At 36.7% G+C, this 16,523-nt stretch carries 11 protein-coding genes, 2 other RNA genes and 1 riboswitch; all 13 genes read right to left on the bottom strand.

Annotation, left to right across the window (positions count from 1 at the left end; translation table 11 throughout):
- Window positions 1–59: 59 nt before the first annotated feature.
- The 13 genes from BK579_RS05190 to BK579_RS05130 all read right to left on the bottom strand — a co-directional run bounded on the left by BK579_RS05190 (window position 60) and on the right by BK579_RS05130 (window position 16,516).
- The gene (locus BK579_RS05190; protein WP_078544017.1) at window positions 60–1,259 is read right to left on the bottom strand and encodes an anti-sigma-I factor RsgI family protein; all 1,200 of its coding nucleotides are present in this window, start codon (window positions 1,257–1,259) and stop codon (window positions 60–62) included.
- A complete protein-coding gene (sigI, locus tag BK579_RS05185) occupies window positions 1,256–1,978 on the bottom strand; it encodes an RNA polymerase sigma-I factor (protein ID WP_078544016.1) in 723 nt (240 codons plus the stop codon). The genes BK579_RS05190 and sigI overlap by 4 nt, the downstream gene beginning before the upstream one ends.
- 131 nt (window positions 1,979–2,109) lie before the next feature.
- On the bottom strand, window positions 2,110–3,594 hold the full coding sequence (locus tag BK579_RS25220) for a DUF5667 domain-containing protein (protein WP_139365045.1): 1,485 nt from the start codon (window positions 3,592–3,594) through the stop codon (window positions 2,110–2,112).
- A gap of 53 nt (window positions 3,595–3,647) precedes the next feature.
- Window positions 3,648–3,734, bottom strand: a riboswitch (cyclic di-GMP riboswitch).
- A gap of 148 nt (window positions 3,735–3,882) precedes the next feature.
- Window positions 3,883–5,031, bottom strand: a complete 1,149-nt coding sequence (locus BK579_RS05175; protein WP_078544015.1) for a mannitol-1-phosphate 5-dehydrogenase — start codon at window positions 5,029–5,031, stop codon at window positions 3,883–3,885.
- 1 nt (window position 5,032) lies between these two features.
- A complete protein-coding gene (locus tag BK579_RS05170; RefSeq protein ID WP_078544013.1) occupies window positions 5,033–5,470 on the bottom strand; it encodes a PTS mannitol transporter subunit IIA in 438 nt (145 codons plus the stop codon).
- Between the two features lie 15 nt (window positions 5,471–5,485).
- Window positions 5,486–7,576 carry a BglG family transcription antiterminator gene (locus tag BK579_RS05165; RefSeq protein WP_078544012.1) on the bottom strand — a complete coding sequence of 697 codons (2,091 nt, stop codon included), beginning with the start codon at window positions 7,574–7,576 and terminating at the stop codon, window positions 5,486–5,488.
- A gap of 276 nt (window positions 7,577–7,852) precedes the next feature.
- Window positions 7,853–9,262 (bottom strand): PTS mannitol transporter subunit IIBC, encoded by a 1,410-nt coding sequence (locus BK579_RS05160; protein ID WP_078544011.1) that lies wholly within the window; start codon window positions 9,260–9,262, stop codon window positions 7,853–7,855.
- A 632-nt stretch (window positions 9,263–9,894) separates the two neighbouring features.
- Window positions 9,895–9,986: signal recognition particle sRNA small type (gene ffs / locus BK579_RS05155), an RNA gene on the bottom strand.
- 85 nt (window positions 9,987–10,071) lie between these two features.
- Window positions 10,072–10,585, bottom strand: an RNA gene (rnpB, locus tag BK579_RS05150) — RNase P RNA component class B.
- Window positions 10,586–10,748: 163 nt separating this feature from the next.
- Window positions 10,749–12,077 (bottom strand): hemolysin family protein, encoded by a 1,329-nt coding sequence (locus tag BK579_RS05145; RefSeq protein WP_078544009.1) that lies wholly within the window; start codon window positions 12,075–12,077, stop codon window positions 10,749–10,751.
- A gap of 356 nt (window positions 12,078–12,433) precedes the next feature.
- Window positions 12,434–13,702: a hemolysin family protein gene (locus BK579_RS05140; RefSeq protein ID WP_078544007.1), complete on the bottom strand. Its 1,269-nt coding sequence runs from the start codon at window positions 13,700–13,702 to the stop codon at window positions 12,434–12,436.
- Between the two features lie 801 nt (window positions 13,703–14,503).
- Window positions 14,504–15,445: a family 43 glycosylhydrolase gene (locus BK579_RS05135; RefSeq protein ID WP_078544005.1), complete on the bottom strand. Its 942-nt coding sequence runs from the start codon at window positions 15,443–15,445 to the stop codon at window positions 14,504–14,506.
- A gap of 105 nt (window positions 15,446–15,550) precedes the next feature.
- Window positions 15,551–16,516 (bottom strand): glycoside hydrolase family 43 protein, encoded by a 966-nt coding sequence (locus tag BK579_RS05130; protein WP_078544002.1) that lies wholly within the window; start codon window positions 16,514–16,516, stop codon window positions 15,551–15,553.
- Window positions 16,517–16,523 lie beyond the last annotated feature (7 nt).

Here is a 16,523-nt window from a genome sequence, read left to right as displayed (position 1 = left end):
CATGCCTTTGAAATGTCACTTTGTAGCTTCCTTGATATCCAAGTAATTTAAGAATCATATTACGGCTTGCCTGAATTTTCTTTCTTCCCTTTAGGGGCCTCTTCAGATTCCTTGTTTGAGTGATCTTCTTCATTTCTTTCTTCTGAATCATCTTTTTCTTCATCTTTTTCTTCATCTTTTTCATGATTTTTATCATCATCACTATCTTTACTTGTTTCTTCCTGATTTCTAACTTCTCTATTTTTACCTTTTGCTGCATTATTAGACTCTTCTTCTTTATCTGTGTTTTGTGGGCTACTGGTATCCTTGGCTTCACTTCGGGCCCGTTTTTGACCTTCTTTATCCCCTATTTGAGAAGTACTTTTCTTAGCAGATGAATTTCCTTCATTCGGTCTTGAATCGTTTTTCCGATTTTCCTTATCTTTCACTACAATAGTTGGAGGTCTTTCTTCTAATTTCGTAGTAGACTGATTATTTTCAGGATTATCTATTGAGCTATCTTTTACAGAATCTTTATCTTCTATAGATGCCTTTTCCAACTGTTGAATTTGTTGAATAGATTGTTCCTTTATATCTTCCATTTTAACCTTAATACCTTTTGACTCAAGGTCAGTATACAAAAGATACTTTGTAACTGACATATGATGATTTCTTGCTAATTTAAGCGTCTTTTCATCCGTGCTATGTGTAATGATATCTGCAGAAATCCCTGTAGAATTTAGAGCTTTGCCAACAATCTGTTGAACGTCTGGCACCTCTGTATCTTTTAGGTTTCCCAAAGAAACCGTAGTGATCGCAACGACTCCCTTGTTAGCACGTGTAAGATAATTTTGTTTCACTGTCTGTTCGAGAATCTCCGTTATGAGCTCGTTTGTACTCTTGTTCTCAATACTTAATCCCTCAATAACCTTTTGACCATCTGAATTAAGAGCAACTACTTTTGATACTTTTAAATCTTTATCAGCATATAACTCTATACTTGGATTGATATCAATCGCTAAAATATAAGCATCTTTTTTATTAATGTTAATAAAGAAAAAAGAGCTTACCAACACAATAAAAAGTAATGAAGCTATTGATAAATAACGTGTATTAGAAAAACCAATCCATTCTTTTTGCTTGCATTCGAACTTTTCTCCAATTTTTGGAACTGATTTCTTTAGAGGTACATTCCTAAATACGCCATCTTCACACATCAAGACGATATGTTTGTCTGTCACTTTTAATACAATTCCTTTATATTTCTTTACTTTCATCATTGTTTTCCACTTCCTACAGGAACTTGAATATATTCCGATAATTTTTTCCATTCAGGATGTAACTTAAGAATTATAAGTGTGACAATATATTTTCTGTATCTTTCTAGTGTCTTAATGTTGAATGATGTCCTTGAAACAAATGCTGTAACCGGAATCCTTCTTTTATCCATAAACTCGTTGACTAAATCTTGTTGGTGAATAAAGGACGAGACTAACTCTAATAACATTTCTCTGGTATCTCGATGTTTTGGTGTATACCCTTCCAATTCTTCAAATTGAACACCAAACTCATTTAAAACCTTACTAAACTCTAGAATCTCTTCAACTAGCTCTTTAGCCTCTTCTTCCTGATGATAACTCTTCATAGATTGCTTTATGTCGAAAGTAGTCGAAGCAGCTTGCTCATCCTCAGATGCAGTAACAATTAACCTCTTCTGGCTTCTTTCCTTTCTAGAAAAATCAATTAAATCCCTTTTAATTAGTAGGTAGGAATAGTTTAAAAAACTTCTTCCCCCATTTACTTTATACGTATCAATGGCACGATTTAATGCGATTAGCCCTACACTAGACTCTTCATCACTCCATGTCACATACTTTCTAGAAAGATGGCCCACCGTATTAATAACAAAGGGTTTATAGTGATTAATAATATATTCTCTAGCCTGTTCATCTCCACTTGTTGCCTGTGAAAGAAGTTGAGCTAGCATGTTTTCATTCATGATGACACCCCACTAGAATACAATTCACCAACCTCTAAAAAAGGCTATATAAATTGTCATTTGAAGTACGAAGCAATTATACATTCACTATAAAAGTAAAGGACCCATTTGTATAGGGTCCTTCTTGAAAATTAATTACCACCATCTTCATCTTTGTCTTCATCTTTGTCTTCATCTTCATCTTTGTCTTCATCTTCATCTTCATTCTCGTCATCTTTACCTTTTTCTTTTTCATCGCGCTTTTTTTCTTCATCTTCTTCTTGCTTTTCGCGCGCTTTTTCTTCAGCTTCTTCTTGCTTTTCACGTGCTTTTTCTTCAGCTTCTTCTTGCTTTTCACGCGCTTTCTCTTCAGCCTTTTCCTGCTTTTCACGTGCTTTTTCTTCAGCTTTCTCTTGCTTTTCACGCGCTTTTTCTTCAGCTTTTTCTTGCTTTTCACGTGCTTTTTCTTCAGCTTTTTCTTGCTTTTCACGTGCTTTTTCTTGCTTCTCTTGCTCTTTTTTTGCATTTTCCTTTTCTGATTTTTCCGGTTTTACTGATGCTTCATCTTCTTTTGCATCTTCTTCTTCATCTTTTAACTCTTCTTCAATTTCTTCTTCCAACTCTTCAGCTTCTTCTTTAGCTTCTTCCTGTAATTCTGCAAGCTCTTCTTCAGCTTCTGCTTTTAGTTCTTTAATCTTCTCATCTGCTTCTTCCTGAGTAATTTCACCAGCAGCAAGCTCCTCTTGAATTTCTGCCAGTTCCTCAGCTAGTTCTTGCTCAATTTCATCATATTCCTCTAAAATATCAAATTGAAGTTTTTGCTTTTTAATGGTTGCTAATGACTCTGATAGTTTTGCGATTGCTTCTTCATTTCCTGACTCTTTCGCATCTTCGAAAGCCTCTTCAATTAACTCCTCTTCTCTTTCCAAAACTTTCTTCACAATATTTGCTGGGTCAATATTTAATTCTTTTGAAATATCACCAAAGCCTTTACCTTCGTTCAACATCGCAATAATCTCTTCTTCAGATTTTCCGCTTTCTTCGGCAAGTGTTACTACCTTAACGATTTGTCCGAAACCAAGTCCTTGATTACGTAGAGATATTACCTTTTCTACATCTAAGTCTTTGACCACGTTTGCAACTAAAAATGCTTCCTGTTTCTTTTCTTCAAGCTCTTCAAGTTGTTCTTCATCCAACACGGTTTCAATTGATTCCTCAACATCAGTTACATCTTCTAGCTTTTCAGAAAGCTCTTCCTTTGCTTCTTCTTCAACTAATTCATCAATTATTACTTCAGAAACCTGCTCTTGAGCCTCTTCTAAAGTAGCTAAATATGCATCAATTAAACCAGTAATATATTCATCTTTTGATTCTTCAGCCATTTGAGTAGACTCAGATAGGCGCTCCATTGCGAATTGTAATAAAAGTTCGGATTCCTTTTGTCCATCTAATGTAAAAAATAATTGTAAATTCTCCCCAAGACCATCAATAAAATAAAAGAAATTATCTGGTGTCAAACCTGATTCAACAATCGCAACTTCACCAGTATCCTCAGTGTTTGCATATGCTGATGTTCCAAATAGTAATGCGCCTGTCATAACCCCTGCAGAAATAATTGATTTTAAATTCTTGTGCATTTGTGTCTCTCCTCTTAAAATTTTTTTAACAAATTGATAAGCCCGTCCACTTAATCGGTAACTGGCTAACTTAGGATCTTTTTCCTTTAGTCCCTGTAGTTTTGCGTCACCAGCTTTCGCTAGTTTTGCCTTTATCAATCTACCTATTAATCTATACGGAAGTTTGTCGAAATTTCAGGGGGGTTTTGAAATTTTTTTAAAAGAATTTCGTTTTTTAATTTGAATAAAAAAACTGCACCACCAATGTTAGTTATAAAATAACATCTTGGGGTACAGCTTTTTATTTTCTTAATTAATACTATTAAACTCTTTCATTATTAAGTCTACTAGTGGATGCTCATTATTTAACCCACAAACTTCTTCGATTGTTTTCTCAAACCCTAGTTCTTTTACCTTTGCTTGCAATGCAACAGCCTCTTCATCTTCACCAAAGTCATATTGTAATGCTGCTGCAATTCCTTTTGCTAGGTTTATAGGTTGCCCTTCTAGGTATTTATAATATTGCAAAGCTGGGCTAATAAGTCGATCATTAGGACCTAGCTTCCGAAGTGGTCCTCGTGCAACTCTAGGAATTTCGTCATTTATAAACGGATTCATGAAACGTCCGATAATCTTATTGATATACTTTTGGTGTTCGTCATTGTTAAAGTTGTATTTTCGCACCAAAACCGCGCCTGTTTCATTTAGAACATTTTTCACAATTTCTAATACTTCTGAATGCTCCATTGCATCTTTAATCGTTTTTAATCCAGCTTGATAACCAACATATGCACAAACTGCGTGGCCTGTATTAACAGTAAACAACTTACGTTCAATAAACGGTGTTAAATCGTCAACAAATGTCACCCCTTCAATATCAGGGACATTGCCCACCATGTTTGAACGATCAACAACCCACTCAAAAAATGGCTCTACAGAAACCATCAATTTATCTTCATTCACTTGGTTTGGCACAATGCGATCTACTGCTGCATTTGGAAATGCAAACAGTTGGTTGAATTGAGTTTTCTCTTCTTCACTTAGCTTCTCAAACACCTTTTCTTTAAGAAATGCACTACCACCAATCATGTTTTCACAAGCGATGATGTTTAATGGATTGTTTGACAATTCAACTCTTTTTCTTAATCCATTGACAATTAATTCTGAAATAAGGACAAGAATATTAGGGCCAACAGCAGTGGTCACAAGGTCAGCGCTAGCGATCGCTTCTAATACTTCGCTTGGGTTTTGAATACTGTTAATGGCCCTGACATTTTTCACAGTTGCTTCTTCACTATTTTCATCAGCCAGAACAACTCGATATTCTCTTTTCTCATTCAACAAATCAACTATTTCTGCATTTACATCCACGAAGCAAACCTCATATCCAGCATTAGAAAGGAGACTTCCGATAAAACCTCTTCCAATATTGCCTGCGCCAAAATGGACTGCTAACATATTAGTTCACCTCGTCAAATAGACCTAAAATTTGTTCCGCAGATGTTGCACCAACTATTTTTTCAATGTTTTCTTCTTCAGAGCAAACAATCGCGATTTGTGAAAGGATATCTAGGTGCTCCCCGTCCTTACCAGCAATACCGATTAAAACCTTTACGATATTTCCATTTCCGAAATCCACTCCACCAGGGACTTGAATAATCGAAAGTCCGGATGCTACCACATCCTTTTTTGCATCCTCTGTGCCATGTGGGATGGCTACGAAATTCCCCATATAGGTTGAAGTTAGTTCTTCACGCTCAAGCATTTTTTCGATGTAATCAGGTGTTACATAGCCTTTGTCTACCAAGATTTGACCTGTGCTACGGATAGCATCTTCTTTGGATGAAAAACTTGCGTTTAATACGATATTTTCTGATGATAAAATTTCTTTTGTCATAATGTAATGCACTCCTTATTTCTTCACTTTATTCTCATATACCTGGTTTAATTCAAGAGCTATAAGTTCAATAATCTTTTCCTTTTTTCCTATTTGAAATAACTCGATTGTTTGATCATCTCTTATAATTAACGAGCTAATAGCACTTAATAACTCGATTGCTTCTTCATTTATTCTCTTAGGAGATAACATAAGTAAAATCGTATTGATTTCTATGTCAGAATCATCCATCCCTTTTACAACCAATGATTCGTTTAGTCTACCTATTGTGAAGCTTGGCTCTAACACTGAATCACTTCTAGTATGATAAAGGGCTAATGTTGTGCCTGGAATACCTAGTCCACCGCTCTTTTCCCGCTCAAGTAAATCATTAATTACATCTTTAGAACTGGTTGTTACAACAAACTTTTCAACCATGTCGGTTAAGGCATTCTCAATGGATTGATTACTCCCAAGATGTAATAGATTAAAACCACATAAAATTTGATGAACAGCTGTTGAATAATTCTTTATTTTACCAATATTAATCATATATTCTTTAAAATCAAATGATTGGGGGCGTGCTTTTGTAATCGTTGTTTTATATCTACCGACATTGTGCTTTCCTACTAGTGAATGTTTAATATTCTCAATATCTTCTTGAGAAAGTAATGGACTAACAAAGAGATAATCACCTTTAAAATTCTTCAACGGAATCGTTGAAATAATGGCATCAAACTGATCTACATTTAATGTTTCCAATTGGAAAAGAGAGGCGTTTACTGCTTTCAGACCAGGGATTGCCTGCTCAAGCTTAGTTGATAACATTTTCGAAGTCCCTATTCCACTAGAACACACGACTAAGGTCTTTATTTCTGTGACTTCATTTCGATTTAACAGTGCCGAGGCAAAATGCATGACTAAATAGCCTATCTCCTCTTTTGGGACTTGCATATCTGGAAAGATTTCTTTTACTCCTTGATCTAGTATAGTAAACATCTCTGTATAGTCATTTTCTATTTTTGATAAAAGAGGATTTGTAATCCCCATTTTCTGCCTGATTCTATGAAGTGCTGGCCTCAAATGCGCAACTAAGCCTTGAAATAAAGAAAGATTACTCGTCAGATCAACTTGAATTTCATCGCTGACATATCGGATCATTTTTTGTGCGACTATCCCCACTTGCAGACTGGTATCCTCTAGTAAGTCATCATGATCATTCCGATGTTTGGCTCCCATAAGGTGCATTGTAATATAGCCAATTTCACCAATTGATATCTCAATCTGCAATATCTCTGCCAATCCTGCAACGATTTTTCCGGCTGCCTTATACTCAATTGTACCCTGTAAGCTTTTCAGGTAAGCTTGATCAAAGTTGATTTCTTCCCCTTGTTGAATCCTTTCAATTGCTAAAGCGAGATGAACCACAAGACCTATATAGGCGCTATCCGCAATCTCATATGGCAAATCATCCTTTATCTGATCTATTTGCTTCTCAATCACAAGCAGTTTCTTTTTATCAACCAATCCTAGTAGTCGGTCTGTGACTGTATTAACAACCTGAGTTGATTTTCTTTGAATATTTTCCTTGATCAGTGAAATAAATTCAAATTCTTCAATATTTTCAATGATTAGCTTACTCATTGTTTTTCGCTTGGCTGATTCGGAGCCGATAATTTCTACTCCATAGCCACGTTTTCTTAGTAGCTTCAAATCATACACCGCTAATCTTTCTTCAACCTTATCAAGGTCGTGGCTTACCGTGGCAATCGTCACATTTAGGTCATTAGCTAGTGACATCAGTTTTACCGGGTCTTTCGAATCTAAAAGCTCTGAAAGGATAATCGTTTGACGTTCTTCAGGTGTATATTCATTGTGTGATAAATTGAATAAAAACATTTCCAGTCTCTGTTTATTTTCATCTTCACCAACTATTTGTATCCCAATCCCTGACTTTTTGTTAAGGTGCAAATCATATTCTTTTAGAATGTCTTCTACCCCTTTTAAATCGCGATGTACTGTCCGGGGGCTTACGGTTAACTCATTAGAAAGATCCTTCACAGTTGTTTCGTCTTTTTTTAGCAATAAAAATTCTAAAATCTTACGTTCCCTTGCCGAAATATACATACTTATCCACTCCGCTATAAAGCATTTCCTCATGCTATATTATTTGCAAGGTTCATGACAAATATTAAGAATTAATCCTTATAATCATCATGATAGACCTTATTATCACCTATCTCAACAAAAGAAAGTTATAATTTAGTCATAAGGGTTGTTGCCATAATTTAATAAATAATATTTTTGATATAGTAAAAAAACAGACTGATTCTTATCCGAGAACCAGTCTGTACGCTGTTGTTTATTTTTGCTATTTCGTAAACGTCTTTTCTGAAAAGAACCTTATTTTAGATTTTCAATCAATTCATCATACTTAGGGCTATTTAAGAAATTATCAACTGAAATATGGTGTGCTGTTGGTAGTTTTTCTATTGCACGAGACGTTAGGTCTTTATGTGTAACGACTACATCTGCATCACTTGGTATATTGTTAATAGAAGTATTTGTAATATCAATTTCTAAGCCTGCTTTTTTCGCTTTATTTTTCAAGATCGAAGCACCCATTGCACTTGAACCCATTCCTGCATCACAAGCAAAGATAATTTTGTTTACGTTCTTATAATTGAAGCTTTCAGTTTTAGCCGAGAATGAATTTGCAACCGAGCTCTTCTTACCCTTCATCGCTTCCATTTTTGCAGCTGCATCTGTAATATCTTCTTCTTGGTTTTTACTTGTTTTTAAGATTAATGATGCTACTGCAAATGATACTGCTGTTGCTACAAGAACCCCTAGTAATACTCCGAAATGTCCTCCACCTTTTGGAGTCATTGCCATTAGCGCGAAGATACTACCTGGAGATGGTGGTGCTACCAGTCCTACATTGAATAATGTGAATGTGAACACCCCACTGATACCACCAGCAATTGCTGCTAAAATTAATAATGGCTTCATCAAAATGTACGGGAAGTAAATTTCATGGATACCACCAAAGAAGTGAATAACCGCTGCTCCTGGTGAAGTTTGTCTTGCTGTACCTTTACCAAAGACCATGAATGCTAATAGAATTCCTAGACCTGGTCCTGGGTTTGTTTCTAGTAAGAATAGAATAGACTTACCAGCATCCGCTGCTTCCTTCGCACCAAGTGGACTTAGGATTCCATGATTAATTGCGTTGTTTAAAAATAATACTTTTCCTGGTTCGATAAAGATACTAGCTAATGGAAGTAAACCAGCATTGACAATTACTTCTACACCCGCTGCTAAAACTGTGTTTAACCCTTCAACAGCAGGACCAATTCCTAAGAATGCGATTAGCGTTAAAATAGATGCCAAAATACCTGCTGTAAAGTTGTTTACTAACATTTCAAAACCTTGTCGTACTTTTGGCTGAATCACTTGGTCTACCTTCTTAATTAACCAACCACCAAGTGGACCCACAATCATTGCCCCAAGGAACATTGGGATATCAGAACCAACGATAACCCCCATCGTAGCTGTTGCACCAACGACTCCACCTCGGCCATCATAAACCATTTTACCACCGGTATAACCAATTAATAATGGAAGTAAGTAAGTGATCATTGGACCAACTAACTTAGCGAACTCCTCATTTGGTGCCCATCCTGTTGGAATGAATAGCGCTGTAATAAGACCCCACGCAATAAATGCACCGATATTTGGCATAATCATGCCACTTAAATAACTACCAAAACGCTGAATTTTAACGCGAAAATCTGGTTTTGAATTAGACATATCTATAACTCCTCTCAAATTTAAAAAATTTGTCGTTTTTTCTTTGTTACCTTGTATCTTTATCATACGCCCTTGTAAAAGCGGTTTCAATTTAAACTAAAATGCATTTTGTCATTCGTGATGTTGTCATTATTTAAAAACCATGTAAGGATAGAATTTTAAAATTACAAGTAATATCTGTAGATTTAAACATATTCATGTCTACCCCATCCGAATAAGTTTTGTACCGTGCAGAATGAAAAGTGCTCACTTTTTGTAATGAGCGGAAGGTCACTCGACTCCTGTGGGATTCAGCGGGCAAAGTGAGACCCTACAGGAGGCAAAAAGCGACGAGGAGGCTCGCCGCACGCCCGCGATATCCCGAGAGTGAACTACAGCGAATGAAATGACAACCTATGTATTTTTTTGGTAGACACCCATGCAAATTAAATATTCGCACCATGGAGGATGAAAATGTTGTTCACTTAGTGTGGAATGAACGAAGAGCCACCTGACTCCTGCGGGATCTAGCGGTCTCGTGAGACCCCGCAGGAGCCTTTGGCGACGAGGAGGCTCACGGACTGCCCCGCGGAAAGCAGGTGGATCGCAGTGAATGCAACTCACTAACCTATGTATTTTCAGGGTAGACTAAACAAAAATAAAAAAGCCCACATGACTACGTTACTTAGGGCTGCTGCATTCCTGCTCTGACCCATTTCGCAACTTCATCATTGGACTTTTATTGGATTAGTTGGAATTGCACCAACGCGGTTTGCCTCTCTAAGAGTAATCCCATATTATTATCTGTGAGTTAACACCAATCATACATACCTCGTAAGCCGTGTTTTGTTCATCCTGTGCTACAAGTGACTAATCGTCTCGCACGAAGATGGAGAATCATCTATCTCATGAATAGATTCATGGTGTCTGTTGGTTGAATTTCCTTAAGACACTTCCCCTACCAAAGTTTGGGTTTCTCGCTCGTGGGGTTTACCTCGTTCCACCCTCAAGGTTTCCCTTAAGGCTCCGTCACTGTGGCACTTTCAAGGTATTCGCTCCATATCAGACGAAAAGCTGAGGCGCCTTGCTAGCCCCGACAAGCATAAGACGAGCCGGCTGGAAGGTTGCTTTTTAACCTTCTAGACGGATTGGCTTATGACCTCGAGGGGCTAGGCGCCGAAGCTAGACAATCATCAGACTTAGGATACTTTCCCTGCCGTCAGCCCAGCACTTAGCCAAGCTGCCCTAGCTGTTTGTTTCGCTAGGCACGAACACTACAGACATCTCAGTCTGTGCGAGCACGGACTTTCCTCACAGAATAATCTGCGCGATTCTCTCTGGTGTATGATTTAATTTTGCTGTTGTTAACTACATTTCCTATAATACATCACCAATCATTAGAAGTCAACTTCTATGAAGTGGAAATGAGTGGTAATCATACAATTAAAATTTAAATCATATACATATGAACCCACCAATAAGGTGAGTCCATCACTTTATATTATCTTTAATCTTTTGTTAAACCCACTGATTCTTTGACTAACACATGAATTCTTAGGATTCGTTTATCATCCATCTCAGCTACAGTGAAAGTTATATTTTGATACTCAATTGTTGGCTTGTCGTCCAAATTTGGAATATATCCGAGTTGTCCGATAAAAAAACCACTTAGTGTATCAAACTCATCAGTTGGTAAATCTACCCTCAGTACATCTTCAACCTCGTAAAGGTTAATTGTCCCTGACATCACAAACGTGTGATTATTAATGATTTGAACTTGTTCCTCATCGATTTCTAGTTCATCATATTCATCATTTATATTCCCAACGATTTCTTCAATAAGATCCTCAATGCTTACAATTCCGTCAGTCCCACCATATTCATCAATCGCAATGGCTATGTGAACATTATTCTTTTGCATATCTTTAAACAGGTGATGAATCTTTTTAGATTCTAAAACAAAATATGGCTCACGGATTAATTCTTTCAGGTTAAATTGACTTTCACCCGAGTTCTCCACAAATTGAATTAGATCCTTTACATGGAGAATTCCTATTATATTGTCAATTCTCTCTTCATAAACCGGAAATCTTGTATATTGTTCAATCTTAACAGTTTGAAGCGTCTCTTTTAGGCTATAGGTAACAGGAATTGCTACAATATTTGTTCTGTGAGTCATAATGTCTGATACAGTTTTATTATCAAACTCAAAAATGTTATTAATCATAACTTTCTCTTCTTCTTGAATGGTTCCTTTTTCTTTTCCAACATCAACCATCATTCGAATTTCTTCTTCAGTCACATTTTCATCTTCAGCATCTGGATCAACGCCAAAGAGTCGAACAATTCCGTTTGTGGACCAGGTTAACAATTTAACAAAAGGCGCTGAGATTTTTGATAAAAATGTGAGAGGTACCACCGCAAACATCGAGATTGCCTCTGCCTTTTGAAGAGCAAGTCTTTTTGGAACGAGTTCACCAAGTACCAATGTGAAATAAGATAAAATAAGCGTAATCACAATCACTGATATCGTTTCAAGAAGTGCTTGTGAGATGGGAATACCCATAGCGTATAGTGTGCTTGCTAACCTTCCTGCAAAGCTCTCTGCTGCAAATGCACTTGCCAAAAAGCCTGCCAGAGTAATCCCAATTTGTATTGTTGCTAAAAATCGACTTGGCTCAGATAAAAGATTGTAAAGCATCTTTGCTTTTTTATCTCCACGATCAGCCATCATTTTCACTTTGTTATCATTTAACGAAATTAAAGCAATTTCTGAAGCTGCAAAAAACGCATTTAATATAATTAGTACACCTAGTACTAATAATTCAATTCCCAAACTAAACCTACCTCCAAATGAAATAAAACTAATTCTCTTGTATTTTGACTAAAATTATTTAATATATTCTTTATTTATTGTTTTTACACGACAATTCTCCCTGTTTGAGGATTATATTAGACCCCAAGAAAACTATAAAAACCTTTACCATCTTTTATGGTAAAGGTTTATTTTCACAAGAAAAGACCTCTACCACAGGTAAAGGTCTTGCTAACAACGTTTTAGTTGCCAACAAAGCCGAGAGTCAAAAACTCCGAAATGACGACTTTGCTGTAAAAGCTACTCCCCTTTAGGGAAACAATATTAAAATATTAAACTGAGTTTGTTTATTACTTGTCGGATGTATTCTCGTATGATTAAGCAGATTGATTCATATTCGTGTTATTTTTAATAACAACTTTCTGAATCCGTCGATTTGTTACTTCTTCAATAAGTATATTCAGAGATTCAAAATGAATTGTTTCACCTTTTTTAGGTAAATAGCCAAATATCTCTGTTATCCAACCGCTGATGGTTGAAGACTCATACTCTAAAGTAAGCATATTGAACTTTTCCGAGAAATCTTCAATTGGCAATTTTCCATCAACCCTATACTTATCATCGTCTAATTTCTCAATTAATACCTCATTATCATCATGCTCATCCCAGATATCGCCCACAATTTCTTCAATCACATCTTCCATTGTGACAACACCAGAAGTGCCACCATACTCGTCAAGAACAATAGCAAGATGAATTTGTTGCTCTTGAAATTCCTTTAATAAAGTTGAGATCTTTAATGTTGGAATAATGAATAGCGGCAATCGAATAATACTATTTATATCAAACAGTTGGTTTTGTACATATTGTTCAAAAAAATCTCTATGGGAGATGACCCCAACGATTTTATCGATGTTATTTTCGTAAATTGGCATTCGAGAATATTTTTCCTGAATAAAAACTTCTTTTATTTCTTCGTTTGTCATACTTAGCGAAACGGCAACAACGTCTGGTCGTGGTGTTAAAATATCTTTAACAACCACATCATTAAATTCCATTGCATTATACATCAATTCTTTTTCCGTAGTGAGAAATGTCCCTTCCTCTTCCCCAATATCCAACAACGTCTTGACATCTTCATCAGTAACGGTTGGTTCTTCACCTTTTGAACCTATCATCTTATTGACGATTAGCTTCAGTTTTACAAATAACCAGGTGACTGGATAAAAGAGTTTCATAATTATCAACAAGGAAGCAGAAACACTTAACAGGTATCTCTCGGCCCATTGGTTTGCTAATGACTTAGGTAAAATTTCTCCAAAAGTTAAGATCATTATCGTAATAACAATTGTTGTGGCAAAGACTGTACTAGCCTCACTACCAAATAGATCCATCGCGATTTGGGTTGATACTGTCGCCATTCCAACATTTACAATGTTATTACCAATAAGAATCGTTGATAATGTTTGGTCGAAATTTTCAGTCATTTTTAACGATCGCTTTGCTTTGCTGTTATTACTCTCCGCAAGCGCCCGCAATCTTAACCTACTCGCACTCGTCAATGCAGTTTCTGTAGCAGAAAAATAACCTGATAAAATTAATAAAGCCCCTAATAAGATAATCGAGTCATAGGGTATACTGTCCAAGACTTCATCACTCTCCTAAATATTTATAACTAAACTATATAACATAATAAGTTGTTTTGACAAATGGTATGTTAAAAAAAAGGAAATAGTTTTTACAGTATATTTATGCTTAAGACATAGGGTAGAGAATAAATATTTATAAAAATTCTTCTACCCTGAAAAAAGAAATACGGAAGGCGCTCGTTCATCGGCGACAGGTATAAGACAAGACGGCTAGAAGGCTAGGGTGGATTGACTTATACCTGAGAGGCGATAGCGCCTGGAGCTAGACACTAAGCTAAGTATAATTTTTCATACTCCATGGTGCGAATTTTATTAGCATTGGGGTCTACCCTGAAAATACATAGGTCGGAGAGTCCCAATTCCCTTACTAATGCCTAAAGCCTAACAAAAGGAATGAAAAGCGTTGTTTTATTCTCTTTCTCATGCCAAAGGTCAACAATCATTCCCTTTCTCATGCCTAAAGCTCAACAAAGGGAATGAAAAGCATTGTTTCGTTCCCTTTCTCATGCCAAAAGCCCAACAAAGGGAATGAAAAGCGCTGCGATTCACTTGCGGGATACCGCGGGGTGGTCCGTGAGCCTCCTCGTCGCCAAGGGCGGGCTCCTGCGGGGTCTCACTTTGCCCGCCGCATCCCGCAGGAGTCGAGTGACCTTCCGCTCATCCAACCAAGGATAACAACCTTTTCATTATCCATGATGCAATTTATTTTGTCATAGAAATCTACCTGTCAAAAAAGGACTCACAACTCTAGTAAGCCCTTTCTAATATATTTAATTATTTACACTGTTTTGGTGTTTTTTATAAATGTGGCCAACCATCTGTATCCCAAAATAAAGGTCTAATTTGTAGGGTTGGTTTTCCTTCATTCAAGGAATCATACACATGATTAACTAAAATGGATGAGTCGTCAGAGAAATACACCGCACAGTGGCCTGGGCCAATCCAGCGTCCGCCCCCTGCATCAATTAATGTCCCGCCACCTGACATCATAGAGACACCATTCTTATCCACATACGGGCCTGTAATGTCCTTTGATCTTCCCACGTAGATTTTATAAGTGCTTTCAACTCCACGACAACAAAAATCGAAAGATACAAACTGATAATAATATCCGTTTCGATGTACGATAAATGGCGCTTCAATCGTATTAGGTTGCTCGGTTCGACTTGAAATAGATAATAACTCAGCACCATCTTTTACCTTCATTGTTACAGGATCCAATTCAATAAGCTTTAATCCTGACCAAAATGAACCAAAATTCACCCATGGTGTACCGTCTTGATCGAAAATTAAATTTGCATCAATTGCATTATAGTCATTAGATGCAGTTGAAGAAATAACATGCCCCAAATCCTTCCACTCAAAGTTAGGATTATCAGGATTTAATGTGGTGTTTGTTACCAAACCAATGGCTGAAGTATTTTTACCAAAGGTAGAAACTGAGTAGTATATGTAATAAACTCCATTATGAAAATATATATCAGGAGCCCAAATGCTCTCCTCATTTTTTTCCGGGACATATTCTTTGCACCATTCTGGTAAAGTTGAAAAAATAGGAGCTTCTTGCTTCCAATTGACACCATCTTCTGATGACTTTACTTGAATTCCGTTTCCAGTATGGAATACATACCACTTGGAACCTTCTTTTGCAATCACAGGATCATGTGCTAATAAGTCACCCTTTAGGTCCCAGTTCATTTCGTAAAAATTAACGCCATCAAAACCTTTTTGATTATTCATGATATAACTCTCTCCTTTTGCTTTGTGTGCTACAAGTTATAGAAAAGATTCATATCAAACGGTGATATGAATCTCTCTATTTTCAAAAGAACTTATCGTTGTAAATTATCGTGGCATTCCAAAGTTTGGTGTTCCATCAGGATTCCAAGTGAATTCTTTAACACATGTATGGCGATTAGGATCATATAAAGGATCTCCAACGATTTCTGTATAGTTTCTTACATGATAGACCAGTAAATCTTTTGTACCGTCTTCAGAAACAGTAAAACTGTTATGACCAGGACCAAATTGGCCAGCTTCATAGTTCGTGTTAAACACAGGCTCCTTAGATTTAGTCCATGAATTCGGATCCATTACATCACTAGTTTCATCGGCAGTTAATAGACCCATACAATAATTTTCGTCAGTCGCACTACCTGAATAAGAAATAAAAATCTTACCATTCCGTTTTATTACTGCTGGTCCTTCATTTACCCAAAACCCAATCGTTTCCCAATCATATTCTGGCTTTGAGATCATGACCTGTGGACCCTTAATTGTCCATGGGTTTTCTAATGGAGCAATATAAAGATTAGAGTTTCCTTTAATATCCGGGTCCTTTTGTGGCCATACCAAATACTGCTGTCCATTATGTTCAAAGGATGTTGCATCAAGAGCAAAAGATTCCCAATCAGTTTTCACTTGGCCTTTTTCTTCCCATGTACCCTCTAATGGATTTTCTGATTTATTTTCAATCACATACATTCGATGCTGAAACAGACCATCTACGATTTCTTTTGATTTTGCTGCAGCGAAATAGATATACCAGCTTCCATTAATATAATGAAGTTCCGGTGCCCAAATAAGTGAACTTAAAGGACCTGTTTCATGTTTTCTCCATGCCACCACTGGTTCAGCTTCCGCTAGTCCTTTGATCGTTTGTGAACGTCTTACTTCGATTAAATCATATTCAGGTACGGACGCGGTAAAGTAGTAGTATCCATCAGTATGTTTATACACCCATGGATCTGCTCTTTGCTCAATCAATAAATCTTGGGCTCTTTTTGCTTGGTCAATTGTAACCTGTACCATAATTAAC

It is taken from the genome of Litchfieldia alkalitelluris, assembly GCF_002019645.1.
GTDB classification, from domain to species: domain Bacteria; phylum Bacillota; class Bacilli; order Bacillales; family Bacillaceae_L; genus Litchfieldia; species Litchfieldia alkalitelluris.
This window is presented reverse-complemented; position numbering and strand designations above follow the sequence as displayed.